The organism is Pseudomonas sp. PvP027 (assembly GCF_017833005.1).
Lineage (GTDB): Bacteria > Pseudomonadota > Gammaproteobacteria > Pseudomonadales > Pseudomonadaceae > Aquipseudomonas > Aquipseudomonas congelans.
Map to the genome: position 1 here is coordinate 1,938,746 of NZ_JAFIBK010000001.1, position 16,175 is coordinate 1,954,920.

Consider the following 16,175-nt stretch of genomic DNA (forward strand, 5'->3'; position numbering starts at 1 on the left):
AAATAAAAGATTACGCTTCAAGTAAAAGCGCCTCAGATCGTCGACCGCTCCGGCGGATGATGCAGGCTGATTCTGGTGTCGTACAGCACGTTGATCAGTTCGACGATCATGATCGCGGTAAGCCCCCAGATCTTGTACTCGCCATAACGGTAACTGGGCACGTACCAACTGCGGCCTTCGTAATCGATACGGTGAGTATGCTCGCGAGTGTCCTGACGGAAGAACTCCAGCGGCACGCTGAAGACTGCCGCGATCTCGCCGTCATTGGGCTGGTATTCGACGAAGTCGGGTATCACCCCCACGTAAGGCGTGACCTTGATACCGTGCTTGGAGATCAGCGGACTTAACGGCCCGATCACCTCGACCAGCCCGGGAGGCAGGCCGATCTCCTCCTCGGCTTCGCGCAGCGCAGTGAAAATCAGATCGGGGTCGCCCGGGTCGCGACGGCCACCCGGAAACGCCACTTCACCGCCATGCGTCGACAAGCCACTGGCGCGCAGGGTCAGAATCAGCTCGGGTTGCTCGCTGCGGGTAATCGGCACCAGAACAGCCGCCTCGGGGAACTGTCGATCCGAGTCGAGGGTTTCTGGCGTGTGACTGACTACGCGGTGAAGTAGCTCATCCAGCATGGGAAATCTCGATCTGTTGCCTGCCTGGCATCATGCACCAAAGCAACGCTGTGCCCAAGCCCTTGTAGGACAACTCCTGTCACACAGAGGGTTGCCGAGCCGCAGCACGACAGGCCAAGATAGCGACTGCGTTCACTATCGACTGATCCCATGAAATTTTGCAGCCAGTGCGGCAACCCTGTTATCCAGCGTATTCCCGAAGGCGACAGCCGTTTGCGCTATGTCTGCGAGCATTGCCACACCGTTCATTACCAGAACCCGAACATCGTTGCGGGCTGCCTGGTGACGCTGGGCGGCAAAGTGCTGCTGTGTCGCAGGGCCATCGAGCCGCGCCTGGGTTTCTGGACGCTGCCGGCAGGCTTCATGGAAAACGGCGAAACCATCGAACAGGCTGCCCGGCGCGAAACCATGGAGGAAGCCTGCGCCACCCTGAGCGAACTGCATCTGTACACCTTGATCGACGTGCCGCATATCAATCAGGTGCATGTGTTCTACCGTGGTGAGATGGCGAATGAGGCATTCGCCGCAGGCATCGAGAGCCTGGAAGTGCAGTTATTCGACGAAGCAGACATTCCGTGGTCGGACCTGGCTTTCATGACAGTCGGGCGTACCCTAGAATACTTCTTTGCGGATCGGCGTCGGCAGACCTACCCGGTTCATACCAGCGCCCTTCCCCCGTCACGTCCGTTGCTGGACACCTGAAAGCCAGGGTCGCACACAACATCGGCGCTTTTGTTAAAGAAGTATCTTCAGGGAAATCGTAATGCGCTGGTTGCTCGCACTCTTTTGCATGTCGTTCGTGCCGCTTTCGCAGGCCGCCTTCACTCAAACCATCGTGCCCAAGGGCAGCGAACAGAAAATCATCAATAACAAGGTCATCAATACCGAGAGTATCGCCAGCAAGCCGATCGATAAGGTGCTGGTACTCAAGTCAGCGCGCCAATTGCAGCTGATCAGCGGTGGCGAGGCCTTGAAGACCTACCGAATCTCGCTGGGCAAAAACCCCAAGGGCACCAAGCTGCAGGAAGGCGACCAACGCACGCCGGAAGGTTTCTACTGGATCGACTGGCGTAAACCCAGCAATAACTACAACCTGTCGATGCACATTTCCTACCCGAATGTCTCGGACTCGGCACGCGCACGCTCCGAGGGCGTGAAACCGGGCAGCATGATCATGCTTCATGGCACACCGGTGGATGAAGAATATCCGGAATGGTATTTCCACACGCTGGACTGGACCAACGGCTGCATCGCGCTGAAGAACAACGACATGCGGGAAATATGGGATCTGGTGAAAGACGGGACGATGATCGAAATCCGACCTTGAATGTGCGGCGTTGCGCATTCGCGAGCAAGCTCGCTCCCACAAGACTCAAGATGATTATCGTCCCCACGCTCCAGCGTGGTGACGCATTTTTGGACGCTCTGCGCCCAGCCCTGGATGCGCCTCAGAACTCTGCCAGCTTCCATATCTCGTAAGCAGGCGTTTCGTAAGGATGGCTCTGCTTGAGAGCCAGCACCACTTGCTGAATCAGCTCGTCCGCGACGACCAGCTCGACCTTCCACTCCTCCACGGACTCGACCACACCGCTCTGCCCGATAAATGGCTGACTGCCATCCAGCGGACGGAACTGGCCCTGGCCGAGTACTTGCCACGAGCAATGATCGTAAGCGCCGATTCGCCCTGCACCAGCAGCGAATACGGCGCTCTTGACCTCGTCCACATGGCTCGGTGGAACAAAGAAAGCGAGCTTGTACACGCGCCTTAGTTAACCCAGGCGCGCGCGTTGCGGAACATGCGCATCCAGGCACCGTCCTCGTTCCAGTCCTCGGGACGCCACGAGTTCTGCACTGCACGGAACACACGTTCCGGGTGCGGCATCATGATGGTCACACGACCGTCGAGGGTGGTCAGGCCGCCGATACCGCGTGGCGAGCCGTTCGGGTTGGCCGGGTAGGTTTCAGTGACCTTGCCGTGGTTGTCGACGAAGCGCAGTGCCACGGTGCCGGAAACGTCAGCTTCAAGCAGCGCATCGTCATTGCGGAACTCCGCGTGCCCTTCGCCATGCGCGATGGCGATTGGCATGCGCGAACCGGCCATGCCCTGCAGGAAGATCGACGCCGACTCCTGAACCTGAACCATGGCCACGCGCGCTTCGAACTGCTCGGAGCGGTTACGCACGAAATGCGGCCAGAACTCGCTGCCCGGAATCAGCTCGTGCAGGTTGGACAGCATCTGGCAACCGTTGCACACGCCAAGCGTGAAGCTGTCGGAACGTTCGAAGAAGCCCTGGAAGGCATCGCGCGCACGGCTGTTGAACAATGCCGACTTGGCCCAGCCTTCGCCAGCACCCAATACGTCACCGTAGGAGAAACCACCGCAGGCGACCATACCCTTGAAGTCGTTCAGGTCGACACGACCGGCCAGAATATCGCTCATGTGCACGTCGATTGCGTTGAAACCGGCACGATCAAAGGCTGCCGCCATCTCGACCTGACCGTTGACGCCCTGCTCGCGCAGCACGGCAACCTGAGGCCGAACGCCCGTCTTGATGTAAGGGGCGGCGATATCTTCGTTGACGTCGAAGCCCAGCTTGACGGTCAGGCCCGGGTTGTCTTCTTCCAGCAGCGCATCGAATTCCTGATCCGCGCATTCGGCGTTGTCACGCAGGCGCTGGATCTGATAGCTGGTCTCGGCCCACTGACGTTGCAGCAGACGACGCTGACCACTGAATACCGGCTCGCCATGGAAGCTGATCGAGACTTCATCGTTGTTGATCGGCTGACCGATCACTGCCACGCAATCTTCCAGACCGGCCGCGCTGAACTGCGCCAGCACCAATGGAGTAGCGTCCTGACGCACCTGGATGACCGCACCCAGCTCTTCGTTGAAGAGGATCGCGCTCAGTTCGGAAACATTGTCGGCCAGACCGTCGAGGTGCAGGTTCAGACCGCAGTGACCGGCGAAGGCCATTTCCAGGGTGCTGACCAGCAGACCACCGTCGGAACGGTCGTGATAGGACAGGATATGACCGTCGGAATTGAGGCCCTGAATCACGGCGAAGAAGGCCTTGAGGTCTTCAGCGTCGTCGACGTCCGGAGCGACGCGGCCGAGCTTGCCGTGAGTCTGCGCAAGAATCGAGGCGCCCATGCGGTTCTGGCCACGACCCAGATCGATCAGGATCAGGTCGGTGATGCCCTTGTCCATGCGCAGCTCGGGCGTCAGGGTCTGACGGATGTTGACCACTGGCGCAAAGCCCGTCACGATCAATGACAGCGGCGAGGTCACGCTCTTTTCGGTGCCCTCGTCGCTCCAGCGGGTCTTCATGGACATCGAGTCCTTGCCCACTGGAATGGTGATTCCCAGTTCCGGACACAGCTCCATGCCGACCGCTTTCACGGTGTCATAAAGGCGCGCGTCTTCACCAGGGTGGCCAGCAGCCGACATCCAGTTGGCCGACAGTTTGATGTCAGAGAGCTTTTCAATACGCGAGGCCGCGATGTTGGTCAGCGTTTCGCCGATTGCCATGCGACCCGACGCCGGAGCATCCAGCAACGCCAGCGGAGTGCGCTCGCCCATTGCCATGGCTTCGCCGGTGTTGACGTCGAAGCTGGTGGCGGTGACGGCGCAGTCAGCCACAGGCACCTGCCATGGACCGACCATCTGATCGCGAGCGACCAGGCCGGTGATGCTGCGGTCACCGATAGTGATCAGGAAGCTTTTGCTGGCGACTGCCGGGTGGCGCAACACACGCTGTACACTTTCTTCGATGTCCAGCGTGCTCGGGTCGAAATCATCGCCGATCTCTTCTTCGCGTGCGACCGAACGGTGCATGCGCGGAGCCTTGCCCAGCAGGACTTCCAGCGGCATGTCTACCGGACTGTTACCGAAATGACTGTCGGTGACGGTCAGTTGCGGCTCTGCAGTGGCTTCGCCGACAACCGCAAACGGGCAGCGCTCGCGCTCGCAGATAGCCTTGAAGCGCTCGAAATCCTCGACGCCCACGGCCAGCACGTAACGTTCCTGGGATTCGTTGCTCCAGATTTCCAGCGGGGCCATGCCCGGCTCGTCATTGGGTACGTTACGCAGTTCGAAACGTCCGCCGCGATCGCCATCGTTGACCAGTTCGGGGAAGGCGTTGGACAGACCACCGGCACCGACGTCATGGATGAAGCTGATCGGGTTACGGTCGCCCAACTGCCAGCAGCGGTCGATGACTTCCTGGCAACGGCGCTCCATCTCGGGGTTTTCGCGCTGAACCGAAGCGAAATCCAGGTCTGCGGAGCTGGTGCCGGTCGCCATCGAGGAGGCCGCGCCGCCGCCCAGGCCGATCAGCATCGCCGGGCCACCCAGTACGATCAGCTTGGAACCTACAGTGATCTCGCCCTTCTGGACGTGATCTTCGCGGATATTGCCCATACCGCCCGCCAGCATGATCGGCTTGTGGTAACCACGAACCTCGTCACCATGCGGTGTAGTGATGGACTGCTCGAACGTACGGAAATAGCCGGTCAGCGCCGGGCGACCGAACTCGTTGTTGAACGCCGCGCCACCCAGCGGGCCTTCAATCATGATGTCCAGCGCAGTCACGATGCGCTCGGGCTTGCCGTACGGCACTTCCCAGGGCTGCACGAAACCGGGGATCTGCAGGTTGGAGACGGTGAAACCGGTCAGACCTGCCTTGGGCTTGGCACCGCGACCGGTTGCACCTTCGTCGCGAATCTCGCCGCCGGAGCCGGTCGCTGCACCAGGAAACGGCGCAATGGCGGTCGGGTGGTTGTGCGTCTCGACCTTCATCAGAATGTGCACCGGCTCCTGAACCGCGCCGTACTGACGGGTTTCAGGGTCCGGGAAGAAACGACCGGCGACGTTGCCGACGATCACCGAAGCGTTGTCCTTGTAAGCGGACAGCACGCCTTCGCTGTGCATCTGGTAGGTGTTCTTGATCATGCCGAACAGGCTTTTTTCCTGGCTCTGGCCGTCGATGTCCCAACTGGCGTTGAAAATCTTGTGGCGGCAGTGCTCGGAATTCGCCTGGGCAAACATCATCAGCTCGATGTCGTGAGGGTTGCGCCCCAGACCATTGAAGCTGGTGATCAGGTAATCGATTTCATCTTCGGCGAGGGCCAGGCCCAGCTCGACGTTGGCTTTTTCCAGCGCCGCGCGGCCGCCACCCAGAATGTCCACGGCGGTCAGCGGCTTGGGCTGAGCGTGGCTGAACAGGTTGGCAGCCTGCTCGAGGTCGCCCAGGACCAGTTGCGTCATGCGGTCGTGCAGGCTGTCGGCGATTGCCTGGGCCTCGGTCTCGCTGAACTGGCCTTCTACATAGAAGGCAATCCCGCGCTCGAGGCGCTGGATTTTGCTCAGGCCGCAGTTGCGAGCGATGTCGCTGGCCTTGCTCGACCAGGGGGAAATGGTGCCAAAACGCGGCAACACCAGAAACAGACGGCCGCTCGGCTCTTGAACCGGCACGCTGGGGCCGTATTTCAGGAGGCGATCGAGAACCTGCTGTTCTTCGCTGGTCAGAACGTCGTTGACGTCAGCGAAGTGGGCGAATTCGGCGTACAAGCCACTGACAGCTGAAACTTTTTGTTTCAGTTGTTCTAGTAATTTGCTGTGGCGGAAAGCAGAAAGGGCAGGAGCACCGCGCAGGATCAACATCTTCGGGACAGCCTCGAGAAGGGGGTGTGCTTTGAGGCCGCGTATTCTAGCCTAAACCGGGCATTTGATCACCCAAAACGGCGGCATCCGCTGCGCCCGAATGTCGCCCCACGCAAAAAAAGTCCGGAAATGCCCGTAAAAGCCACTCGCCTATCAGACGCAAGCTTCACTGTCGAGATATGGCGCCCGGTGCGCTTTGCGTATACTGCACCGATGTTCTTCAAACCAGATTTCCGCCCACGTTGCGCCAAATGGCTCATCGCAACCGGACTCTTCCTGATGCTCGGCGCCTGTGTGGAAAAACCCACCACACTGGAGCGAGTCAAGGAGGACGGCGTACTGCGGGTGATCACTCGCAACAGCCCGGCGACTTATTTCCAGGATCGCAACGGTGAAACCGGCTTCGAATACGAGCTGGTGAAGCGCTTTGCCGAGGACCTGGGCGTCGAATTGAAGATAGAAACGGCTGACAATCTGGACGATCTTTTCGACCAGATGAACAAACCGGGCGGTCCGGTACTCGGTGCCGCCGGCCTGATCGAGACGCCAAAGCGCAAATCGCAGGCGCGTTTCTCGCATTCTTATCTGGAAGTCACCCCTCAGGTGGTCTATCGCAACGGCCAGTCGCGGCCAACCGATCCCGGCGACCTGGTGGGCAAGCGCATCATGGTGCTCAAGGGCAGCGCGCACGCCGAGCAACTGGCGGCGCTCAAGGCGCAGAATCCGCGCATTGAATATGAAGAATCCGACGCGGTCGAGGTCGTTGATCTCCTGCGCATGGTCGACGAAGGCCAGCTCGACCTGACCCTGGTGGACTCCAATGAGCTGGCAATGAACCAGGTCTACTTCCAAAACGTGCGCGTCGCCTTCGACCTGGGTGAAGCGCGTGCGCAGCGCTGGGCCGTCGCGCCGGGTGAAGACAACAGCCTGCTCAACGAAATCAACGCCTACCTCGACAAGGTCGAAAAGAACGGCACGCTGCAACGCCTGAAGGACCGCTACTACGGTCACGTCGACGTGCTTGGCTATGTGGGTGCCTACACCTTTGCCCAGCACCTTCAGGAACGCCTGCCCAAATACGAGAAGCACTTCCAGACATCGGCCAAGAAAGAACAGGTCGACTGGAGACTGCTGGCTGCCATCGGCTATCAGGAATCGATGTGGCAGCCGACCGTGACCTCGAAAACCGGCGTGCGCGGCCTGATGATGCTCACCCAGAACACTGCGCAAGCCATGGGCGTGTCCAACAGGCTGGATGCGCGCCAGAGCATTCAGGGCGGGGCAAAGTACTTTGCCTACATAAAGGATCAGTTGGACGACTCGATCAAAGAGCCGGATCGCACTTGGCTAGCTCTCGCTTCCTACAACATTGGCAGCGGTCACCTCGAAGATGCACGCAAATTGGCGCAGAACGAGGGGCTGAATCCTGATAAATGGCTCGACGTTAAAAAAATGCTGCCGCGTCTGGCGCAGAAGAAGTGGTACAGCAAAACCCGATACGGCTACGCCCGTGGCGGTGAGCCGGTGCATTTTGTGGCCAACATTCGCCGTTATTACGACATTCTGACCTGGGTGACGCAGCCACAGCTTGAAGGAAGTCAGGTCGCCGATGGCAATCTGCATGTTCCTAGCGTCGACAAGACCCAACCGCCCGCCCCGCCAGCCTCCCCCGTCCCCTCGTCCAGCAATACGGACGAATCTGCGCTCTAAACGCTGCCTTGGCCTTTGCCAGCATCCTTGGCTGCCCGCCGCATTCTGAAAAACTCGCTCAACATCGTTCCGCACTCCTCGCCCAGTACTCCGCCTTCGAAGAGCACGCGGTGATTGAGAAATGCCTGGCTGAAAAACTGCCCCTGGCTTTGCACGATGCCCGCCTTGGGCTCAAGCGCCCCGTAGACCACACGCGCCACCCGTGAGTGCACGATCAGCCCCGCGCACATGCTGCACGGCTCCAGCGTCACGTAGAGTGTGCTGCCCGGCAGGCGATAATTGTCCAGCGCCTTGGCGGCTTGACGAATCGCGACCATTTCGGCATGCGCACTCGGGTCGCTGCCGCTGATCGGGCAGTTGTAACCACGACCGATGATCTCGCCGTTCTGCACCACCACTGCCCCGACCGGCACCTCGCCCAGCAGTGCGCCTTGCGCGGCGAGCGCCAGCGCCTCGCGCATGAAGTACTGGTCCTTGCTGCGGTCGATGATCTGCGGTTGCCGCATCATGCCACCTCGATGGCGGCCATCAGGCCGGTTTCCATGTGATCGATCACGTGGCAATGGAACATCCATACACCGGGGTTATCCGCCACCAGCGCCACTCGCGCCCGCTCGTTACGACCCAGCAAAAAGGTGTCGGTAAAGTACGGAATGATCTTGCGCCGATTGGAGGCGATCACCTTGAAACTCATGCCGTGCAGGTGAATCGGGTGCTGGTACTGAGTCATGTTCTTCAACTCGAAGATGTAGCTCTTGCCCAGCTTCAACCTGGCGATAGGCCGATCGGCGCAGGTCTTGTCGGTAATGTCCCACGCTTCGCCATTGATCTGCCACAGGCTGGGCGGCTTACCATTGTCGGTGTTGACCGACACCGAGCCCACCCACTCGAAGTTGAAATTGATCTTTTCGGCGTTAGCCATATCAGGCTCGGCCACCGGATTGGCCGGCAGCTCCGGTGGCCACTGGCCTGGCGCATCGTTATTGGCGACCGAGCGGAACGTGCCCAGGCGTACCGGGCCGTTACGCAGCGAGATTTCCTCGCCTGCCGGCGGGGCCTTGATCGCCAGACAGATGCGCATGCCCGGCCCCAGCCAGTATTCGTCGCCGAAGGGACGCGGCTTCACCGGGTTGCCATCCAGCGCATAGATCTGCGCCTCGGCGTCTGGCAGGTTGAGTCGATAGGTCACGGTGTTATCGAGATTGAGCAAGCGCACGCGAGTGATTTGCCCGGCAGGCAACTCAATCACCGCCTGCGGAATGCCGTTCAGCGTTGAAAGCCGCCCTGCCGTGCCCTCACGCGCCGCTTCGCGCAGCACGCTGAACTCGGTAAAGGCGCCTTGCTCGTCCACGTGCCAGCTTTTCAGACTGACCGTGCGCTCATGGGCGAAACCGGTCGGCTCGCGCTCTTCGACAATCAGCGGCCCGACCAGCCCGCGGCCCAGCTCTTCACTGCTGCTGACGTGCGGGTGATACCAGTAGCTACCGGCGTCCGGCACACGGAATTTGTAATCGAAGTATTCACCCGGCTTGACTGGCAACTGCGAAACGTAAGGCACGCCGTCCATCTCCAGCGGCAAGCGAATGCCATGCCAGTGAATGGTCGTCTCGACCGGCAACTGATTGATGAAGCGCAGCCGCAGCCACTCGCCCTGCCGGACGCGCAACTCGGTGCCCGGCGCAGAACCGCCGAAGGCCCAGGCAGGCGTCTTGTGACCCGCCACCAGTTCCACATCCAGCGGAGCGGCGATCAGCACAAAGTCAGAGCCGGCTTCAGACTCGCGTCGCCCCATCCAGTAACGCGAAGCCCCACCGGCGCCAAGACCGACTACGGCCAGACCGGCGATGCCTGTAAGGATTTGACGACGGGTAAAGGACATGAACGGCACAACCTCGAAAACGACGACTAAGTGCATCTGCGAGCAAATGCGAGGGGCGAATACGATACACCTGCATTTGCGTAAAGATAAGGGTGGATACCACGAACTGAAGTCGAGGCGTAAAAAAGCCGGCCAAGGCAGTGACACCCCGCTCCGGCTTTTTGCATCGATCAACGGCTACAACTGACTAACCCGCTCCAGCCATTCGACATACGCCGGCTCTGCATCAGGCGGCATATTGTCGCGGTAATCCTCCAGCTCTGCCTGCATGCCGAACACCTTCCATACCAACGGTGCCAAGCGCGATGCAGGGCTGTTCGCCCGTTCCAGTTCGCTCAGCACTTGCAGGCTTCGTTGCTTGTGCTCGGCCACTGTCTCCGAGTGGTAATCGAAAGCCTTTCCCAGCCCGGAGATGTACATCAGCTTTGCGGTTTCTATCTCAGGCCACTGGAGCGCCATATTCAGGGGCCATTCGAGCATGGCCCGCTCACCCCACATTGACGACTTGGGCAAATGGTCGTTCGCAAGCAACGTCAGCATGAATGATTGGCCCAACTGGGTCAGATACACCGGCAAAACCTCGGCTGCAGGCTGCCGGTAAAACACATCCAGTGGCTGTTCACGCTTGAGTCCGATACTGGCCAGCAAGCGCTGTTGAAGATCAAGTACCAGTGCACCAAGTTCTGCCTTGCCTGCACTACCGTTTTCAACGGTTTGCCGGGTGCGGGTCGCACAATCCCATAGGCTCAGTGAAATCCGCCACTGAGCCTGATCGCCCTCACCCGAACAACCCACCTCGCCCGTCACGAAATACTTCGTCGTTGGCGGGACAATATCGAACAGTGTGTTGCCGTCGACCTCAACCCCCGATACAACCGGCCCCGCACCCTCCGCGACCTGAAAATAACAATTGGCTACATAGTCATTCCCGTAGTGAACCGACTCAGCCATGTAAAGAGGGATGGCACGCGTATAGCGCCCGACATCATCCTCGCGCTGCGATTCGGCAGGCTCTGCTTTCTCCATGATTTTGGACAAGGCGAAGAAACCGATTTCTGGCGCACCTTCCGGTTTTTGCGCGAAGAGCCAGTCAGCATTGCGCAAACCGTAGTGCCAGACCGGCTTGTTCAGCGCCAAGGTATTAATCGCCACGCTGGCAGGATCAATCGGAATGCCTTTGTCTTCCTGCCTGCGCACGTCCTCGAAAGCATGCGCAAACTGGTCAAGGTGACTTTTGATTGGCGCAAAGCCGAGTGCATACAAGCGAGTAAGCAACGCCTCGCCTTCATCCACCCTGCCCAGTTCCTGATAGGCACGCAGCAAGTTGAGACCTGCCGTCGAATCATGTTTGTGCTCATCATAAGCCGGCCCGACAAGCTCGATGATCAGCGGAATGTGGCCATTGTTGCCTAGGTCACCCGATATCATCTGCAAGGCACTGCGGTCGAAGTGACCTCCCGCCAATACCTCTTCATACAACACACGCGCCTGCTCGACGTTCTGCTGTTGCAGGTAGTGCCGCGCCATCCACAACTGCGCACGCCAACTGCCCGGCAACGCCGCCACAGTGCGTAGAGCATCGAGATAGGCCGACTCACCGCCCCGCTCCTGCTGAATGCTCAGCCACCACAACAGGCCGTTTTCCTGATTCGGATCGGCTTCAACCGCCTGCCAAAGCGTTGCATCCGCCACTGATTGCTCACCACGCTCGGCAAACACCTTGGCCAGATTGGTCAGGATGATTCCCGATACGCCGACTTTAGCCAGCCCTTCGCGCAGCGTCGCTTCTGCTGCATCGAGCCGGGCGTTATGCATCAGCACGATGCCATTCACCACATGACTGCGCTCGGGATTAGCGTCGATCGCGACCAGTCGTTCGGCGGCAGGCATCAGGTCAGTCGCAAATCCATCGTTCAGGCCCGAAACAATAAGGTTGTAGAGCTCGTCCGCATCACCCCACTGCTGTTGCAGATTGGGCAGGAACACCTTCTCGCGCCACTCGCTCCGAGTAATCTTCATCTCGCGCCCGTAACTGTCGTAAGCGGTGATCAACTCGCCGTCGTGAGCTTCCGGAGACGTCGTATCAGCAGTCGCGTTATCTGCTGAAGCTTGAGATTTCTTGCCGCTGAGGGCGGACAGAATGCGTTTGAACATAAATGGAATCGCCGCGGTTTGGGGTTAATGGGCAAGTGGCTTCAGGTGCTTCAAGTCATAACGTGTGCGGAGGGCCAGCGTGTACATTTGCCACTGGTGATATTGTGGCGTTTGAACCTGGTGAGGCTGGCATCCCGGGAGCAGCCGCCATAGCCTAGTACAGTTACAGCGGTAGGCCTGCTCGCGCAATGCGCCATGCCCAGAGTAGGCCAGAACAAAACGCTGGATGACACAAGAAAGGATTACTGCCCGAGATGAGCACTATTTACGATCCAGACGCACGAACGGTCAGGCAAGTATCGACAGCGATATTCTTGCTCACCGGGACCTTTGGCGTCATGGGTCCAGTGAGCTTTTCAGGTGGCTGGTGGATTTACGGCTGCATGTTGCTGACGGCATTCATTTACGCGCTTTATATAAAGTATGCGTGTGAGCGCTACACATTGTTCGCCTCTGGCTACTTAACACTGTTGATCTTTCTCCTGGCATTCGCGCCCGCGTGCGTCAGCTATAGCGTTGTCACAGATGATCTGAGCGGTTCCATGCTTGCGGGCGGGTTTACCGCTGCCTCGCTGTTGGCTGCCATGATGCTGCTCTATTTGTTTATCTATCTGACGCCGACAAAAGAGTTTCCATTCGAGGTATCCGGCAATAAAGTTTCCTTCAGTTCGCCCGACACATCCAGCGTCAGCGGCGGAGTGATCGCAGGCCTTGGAACACTGGTCGCTTCAGCGGTTATAAAGTCTTTCACGCCACTGACAACAGGCATCCTTATTATTCTGCTGTTTATATTTGGATGCACGTTCATGCTCATCCACTCTCGTCACCTCATCAGAGGCCTGCGCACCCTAAGCATCCAGGAAAAGACGATGCCCACGCCTTACACTTTCATGCAAATAGACGAAATACGCGACGCTCGCGCCCGCTGGTGGCTGAGCAGGTTGTTCAGGTGGGTTGCTTCCCGGGGAAAGCGGCAAGCGGATAGTTGAAGAGTTGGCGGTGACATAGCCTGCCCCGCAATCGTCGAGCACGCATGGCTCGGTTGCCGAGCGCAGCGCTTGGACCCACTAGCCGACTTTGAGTCCTTATCGCACTGGTCACAGCGCGGGCACCTTTTTTCAGGAGACCCTTCACAGCGCTATGCGAAGGGCCTGCCGGTGATCAGTCTCGCACGAGCTTCAGCAGTCCGCCGTCATACCAGGAAAGAGCTAACGCCCCGTCCTGTGCCAGGAAAAATGCCGGCGTTTCTTTATCAAAAGGCCCCCAGCTTCCAGATTTGCATTCAACGCTATAGCGCACAGCTTTTTCGATGCCAAGCTTATGGAGCTGCGGCTCCAGTTCAGCCCCACTTATCGCCGGAAGCTTATGAAAAACAGGCCCCTTGCACACATCTTCCGTAGAGTCTGTGGACGCTTTCCATGCAAGCTGGTCGTGATTGAAGCTGAGAAGTCGCCCCATAAAGCTCGGATCATCATCCCCCAGTGCCTGCACGCCCGAGTCTGATACCGCTACGCCTGCAACATGCCAGCTGCCGTAAAGCGCGCTTTCTCCAGGCTGATCGTGCTTTGGAGCATCCATATTCGCTGCGCACCCTGTCAGCGACAACATGATCAGAAAGGATGAACTGAAAGAAAATCGGGACTTCATGAACGGGTTCCTTGGTTTGGGCGGATGCGAATATTGACTCTTTTTGCTGGGCTGCCCCGGCGTCGACATTGGGGCTTGGGGTGCCTTTGAGCGGATTTTCCGTAATGATTTTCCTCGAACTTCAGATCAGTTTCAAATGAGGTGCTTTGCCGTCGGCAAGGTGAGCGTCGTTCGTCACGGCGGCAGCGAAGGATTCCTTTGTGTAGGCGTAAAGTAGCGCTGTTTTTTTTTTGCAGGCCGGGGCTGTCTGATAAATCACGCAGTACAAACGCGGTGTTTGAAGATGTACAAAACTGCCAGAATTTGCCAGCCCCAAAAAGCCAAAAGCCCGAAATTACGCGGGCTTCAGGGCATTTAGTACTAATCGGAGTCGGATATCACCAGCCTCTCAATCATTCCACTCTATTACAAACAATAAATTATTATCTTTAATTATCAACATGTTATGACCTATTCACTCTTAAATATCATGAAAGGTACCATGCTTAGCGCATTCCTAACGTGCTTGCTTTTTGGACAAAAAAGCAAGATTGATCTATATAAATGGGGCTCCGGGAAAAGCTAAAGCCAGCCGTTGCTGTAGGGCCTATCACATAGAAAATAAAGGATGCTTAGAAATGGCTGACAAGAAACGAGTATTTGTTGCTTTTGCGATTGAAGATGAGCGCCAGCGCGACCTTTTGAAAGGGCAATCGCTGCATCCCAGGTCGACCTTTGAGTACGTCGACCTGTCGGTAAAAGAAGCCTATGAGACCGGTTGGAAAGAAAAGGTGCGCACGCGCATTAAGGGCTGCCACGGGGTGATAGCGCTGGTCAGCAAGAGTTCTGCGGCCTCCGAAGGGCAAAAATGGGAGATTTCCTGCGCCCAAGAGGAGAAGAAGCCAATCATTGGTGTCAGCGCTTATTCGGACGACAGGAGTACAATTTTCGGAATCACGGTGAAAGACTGGACTGCGGACAACCTTACCAACTTCATAGACGGACTGTGAGTAAGCGCGATGCGGAAGGCTCTAATTATCGGCATCGACTATTACGCGTCAGGCAGTTCGCTCGCTGGCTGCGTTAATGATGCGCACCGGGTGGCAACAATGCTGGAGGGCCATTCCGATGGATCTCCAAATTTTGATGTGCGGCTGGTTACAGCTAGCAGCGATCGGGACCAAATAACTTTCCGCACGCTGAAAGACCTAATCGTTGAACTGTTCAACTCAAAAGACGATATCGCTCTGCTCTACTTTGCAGGTCATGGGCACGTGGAAGCAACCGGTGGCTACATTTGTGGCAGCGACAGCCGCCGAGGTGACGAAGGCTTGGCGCTCAGCGAGATTATGGCGCTTGCTGGTCAATCTGAGGCCAAGAACAGGATCGTCATCCTAGACAGCTGCCACAGCGGCGCTGCGGGCGCGGACCCGCTGAAGCCGGGAGTTTCAGAAGTAACTACCGGCACGACCATCCTGACCGCCTCGCGCGCGGATGAGACCGCTGCCGAGGTTGGCGGAGGGGGTATATTTACAGATCTGCTGGTGGACGCGCTTGGGGGTGCGGCCGCCAACCTCGTTGGGGAAGTCACCCCCGGCAGCGTCTACGCCCACATTGATCAGTCGCTCGGTTCCTGGGCGCAACGTCCAGTCTTTAAAACTAATGTCTCCGGTTTCGTGTCTCTGCGGAAGGTCCGGCCTCCGATTGATCCCGAAATTCTGCGCGCTCTGCCTACGTTGTTTCCGGACTATGGTTTCCAGCTACAGCTCGATCCCAGCTTTGAACCAGAACTTCCCAGCCAAGGCCTCAATCCAAGCGCAGATCCCGTGAAAACAAAGATTTTTGCCCAACTGCAAAAGCTTAATCGGGTCAATTTACTCATCCCTAATTCACAACCACATATGTACCATGCTGCTGTGAACTCTGACACGGTCCGGTTAACCGCCCTAGGCGAGCACTACCGGCGTTTGGCTTTGAAAAGGCGGATTTGAGATGACTGAAAAAGCAAAATTGCTAGAGGAGCTTGCCGCGATAGAACATGAGCGATGGGCGCATTGGCAGCGATTTGTGCATGAGCAGGGAGAACGTCAGCCGGACGGAAGCTTGCTACTGCCTCCTGAGCTTGTCGCAAAATGGGACCGACTGATCGATATACCATACGCAAAATTGACAACCAAGGAACAGGAAAGTGACCGGGATCAGGTCAGAAGGTACCTGCCAGTAGTTGAGCGAGCGTACGGAAAACCAAAGTTTTAGGTAACCTTAATCTCATCGACTAAAGATTGGTATTGACGTCACGGTATCCCATACGAAATTATTAAGAGGATTACTTTCAATCTAAATTTGAGCCTAGCTCTGGCAACATCAACCATATTTAACTCAATTTGTGAAATAAAATGCCACACAGTTGAAAAATACTAGCCCTGACCCTCAACTCTGCGAGTGCATTCGTGCAAACGTCTGTCGTCCGAAATTTAGCTTCTATGCTCCTGAAGATGCTCAATATCAAAATCCC

Annotated in this window: 14 protein-coding genes; 7 read left to right on the forward strand and 7 right to left on the reverse strand. The window is 57.6% G+C overall.

Annotated features, from left to right (window positions below; genetic code table 11):
* Positions 1–32 precede the first annotated feature (32 nt).
* On the reverse strand, positions 33–629 hold the full coding sequence (locus JOE33_RS07925) for a CoA pyrophosphatase (protein ID WP_187625109.1): 597 nt from the start codon (positions 627–629) through the stop codon (positions 33–35).
* 150 nt (positions 630–779) lie between these two features.
* Between JOE33_RS07925 and JOE33_RS07930 the strand changes: the two genes are divergently transcribed.
* Both JOE33_RS07930 and JOE33_RS07935 read left to right on the forward strand, forming a co-directional pair.
* The gene (locus tag JOE33_RS07930; protein ID WP_010428262.1) at positions 780–1,331 is read left to right on the forward strand and encodes a zinc ribbon domain-containing protein; all 552 of its coding nucleotides are present in this window, start codon (positions 780–782) and stop codon (positions 1,329–1,331) included.
* A gap of 61 nt (positions 1,332–1,392) precedes the next feature.
* Complete coding sequence (locus tag JOE33_RS07935; RefSeq protein ID WP_010428264.1) at positions 1,393–1,956, forward strand: L,D-transpeptidase family protein; 564 nt, start codon at positions 1,393–1,395, stop codon at positions 1,954–1,956.
* A gap of 121 nt (positions 1,957–2,077) precedes the next feature.
* Here JOE33_RS07935 and JOE33_RS07940 read toward each other — a convergent pair whose 3' ends face one another.
* Positions 2,078–2,389, reverse strand: a complete 312-nt coding sequence (locus JOE33_RS07940) for a YqfO family protein (RefSeq protein ID WP_054994301.1) — start codon at positions 2,387–2,389, stop codon at positions 2,078–2,080.
* Positions 2,390–2,394: 5 nt separating this feature from the next.
* Positions 2,395–6,291 carry a phosphoribosylformylglycinamidine synthase gene (purL, locus tag JOE33_RS07945; RefSeq protein ID WP_187625110.1) on the reverse strand — a complete coding sequence of 1,299 codons (3,897 nt, stop codon included), beginning with the start codon at positions 6,289–6,291 and terminating at the stop codon, positions 2,395–2,397.
* Positions 6,292–6,504: 213 nt separating this feature from the next.
* Here purL and mltF point away from each other — a divergent pair, with 213 nt between their 5' ends.
* Positions 6,505–8,001, forward strand: a complete 1,497-nt coding sequence (gene mltF / locus JOE33_RS07950; RefSeq protein WP_187625111.1) for a membrane-bound lytic murein transglycosylase MltF — start codon at positions 6,505–6,507, stop codon at positions 7,999–8,001.
* Here the strand turns inward: mltF and tadA are convergent.
* The 3 genes from tadA to JOE33_RS07965 all read right to left on the reverse strand — a co-directional run bounded on the left by tadA (position 7,998) and on the right by JOE33_RS07965 (position 12,034).
* Positions 7,998–8,507, reverse strand: a complete 510-nt coding sequence (tadA, locus tag JOE33_RS07955) for a tRNA adenosine(34) deaminase TadA (protein ID WP_010428272.1) — start codon at positions 8,505–8,507, stop codon at positions 7,998–8,000. The genes mltF and tadA overlap by 4 nt on opposite strands.
* On the reverse strand, positions 8,507–9,880 hold the full coding sequence (locus tag JOE33_RS07960; RefSeq protein ID WP_010428274.1) for a multicopper oxidase family protein: 1,374 nt from the start codon (positions 9,878–9,880) through the stop codon (positions 8,507–8,509). Before JOE33_RS07960 ends, tadA begins: the two co-directional genes overlap by 1 nt.
* Positions 9,881–10,057: 177 nt before the next feature.
* Positions 10,058–12,034 (reverse strand): tetratricopeptide repeat protein, encoded by a 1,977-nt coding sequence (locus tag JOE33_RS07965; protein ID WP_187625112.1) that lies wholly within the window; start codon positions 12,032–12,034, stop codon positions 10,058–10,060.
* A gap of 254 nt (positions 12,035–12,288) precedes the next feature.
* Between JOE33_RS07965 and JOE33_RS07970 the strand changes: the two genes are divergently transcribed.
* Complete coding sequence (locus JOE33_RS07970; RefSeq protein WP_187625113.1) at positions 12,289–13,023, forward strand: hypothetical protein; 735 nt, start codon at positions 12,289–12,291, stop codon at positions 13,021–13,023.
* 172 nt (positions 13,024–13,195) lie between these two features.
* On the opposite strand, the gene JOE33_RS07975 is transcribed toward JOE33_RS07970, so the two are convergent.
* A complete protein-coding gene (locus tag JOE33_RS07975) occupies positions 13,196–13,681 on the reverse strand; it encodes a hypothetical protein (RefSeq protein WP_187625114.1) in 486 nt (161 codons plus the stop codon).
* A 617-nt stretch (positions 13,682–14,298) separates the two neighbouring features.
* On the opposite strand from JOE33_RS07975, the gene JOE33_RS07980 reads away from it, so the two are divergent.
* From JOE33_RS07980 to JOE33_RS07990, 3 genes are read left to right on the forward strand one after another with little or no spacing between them, the layout of a single operon-like run.
* Positions 14,299–14,670: a TIR domain-containing protein gene (locus JOE33_RS07980; RefSeq protein ID WP_187625115.1), complete on the forward strand. Its 372-nt coding sequence runs from the start codon at positions 14,299–14,301 to the stop codon at positions 14,668–14,670.
* A 9-nt stretch (positions 14,671–14,679) separates the two neighbouring features.
* Positions 14,680–15,651, forward strand: a complete 972-nt coding sequence (locus tag JOE33_RS07985; protein ID WP_187625116.1) for a caspase family protein — start codon at positions 14,680–14,682, stop codon at positions 15,649–15,651.
* Position 15,652: 1 nt separating this feature from the next.
* Positions 15,653–15,916, forward strand: coding sequence for a hypothetical protein (locus JOE33_RS07990; protein WP_187625117.1), 264 nt, complete (start codon positions 15,653–15,655; stop codon positions 15,914–15,916).
* The last annotated feature ends 259 nt before the right edge of the window (positions 15,917–16,175 follow it).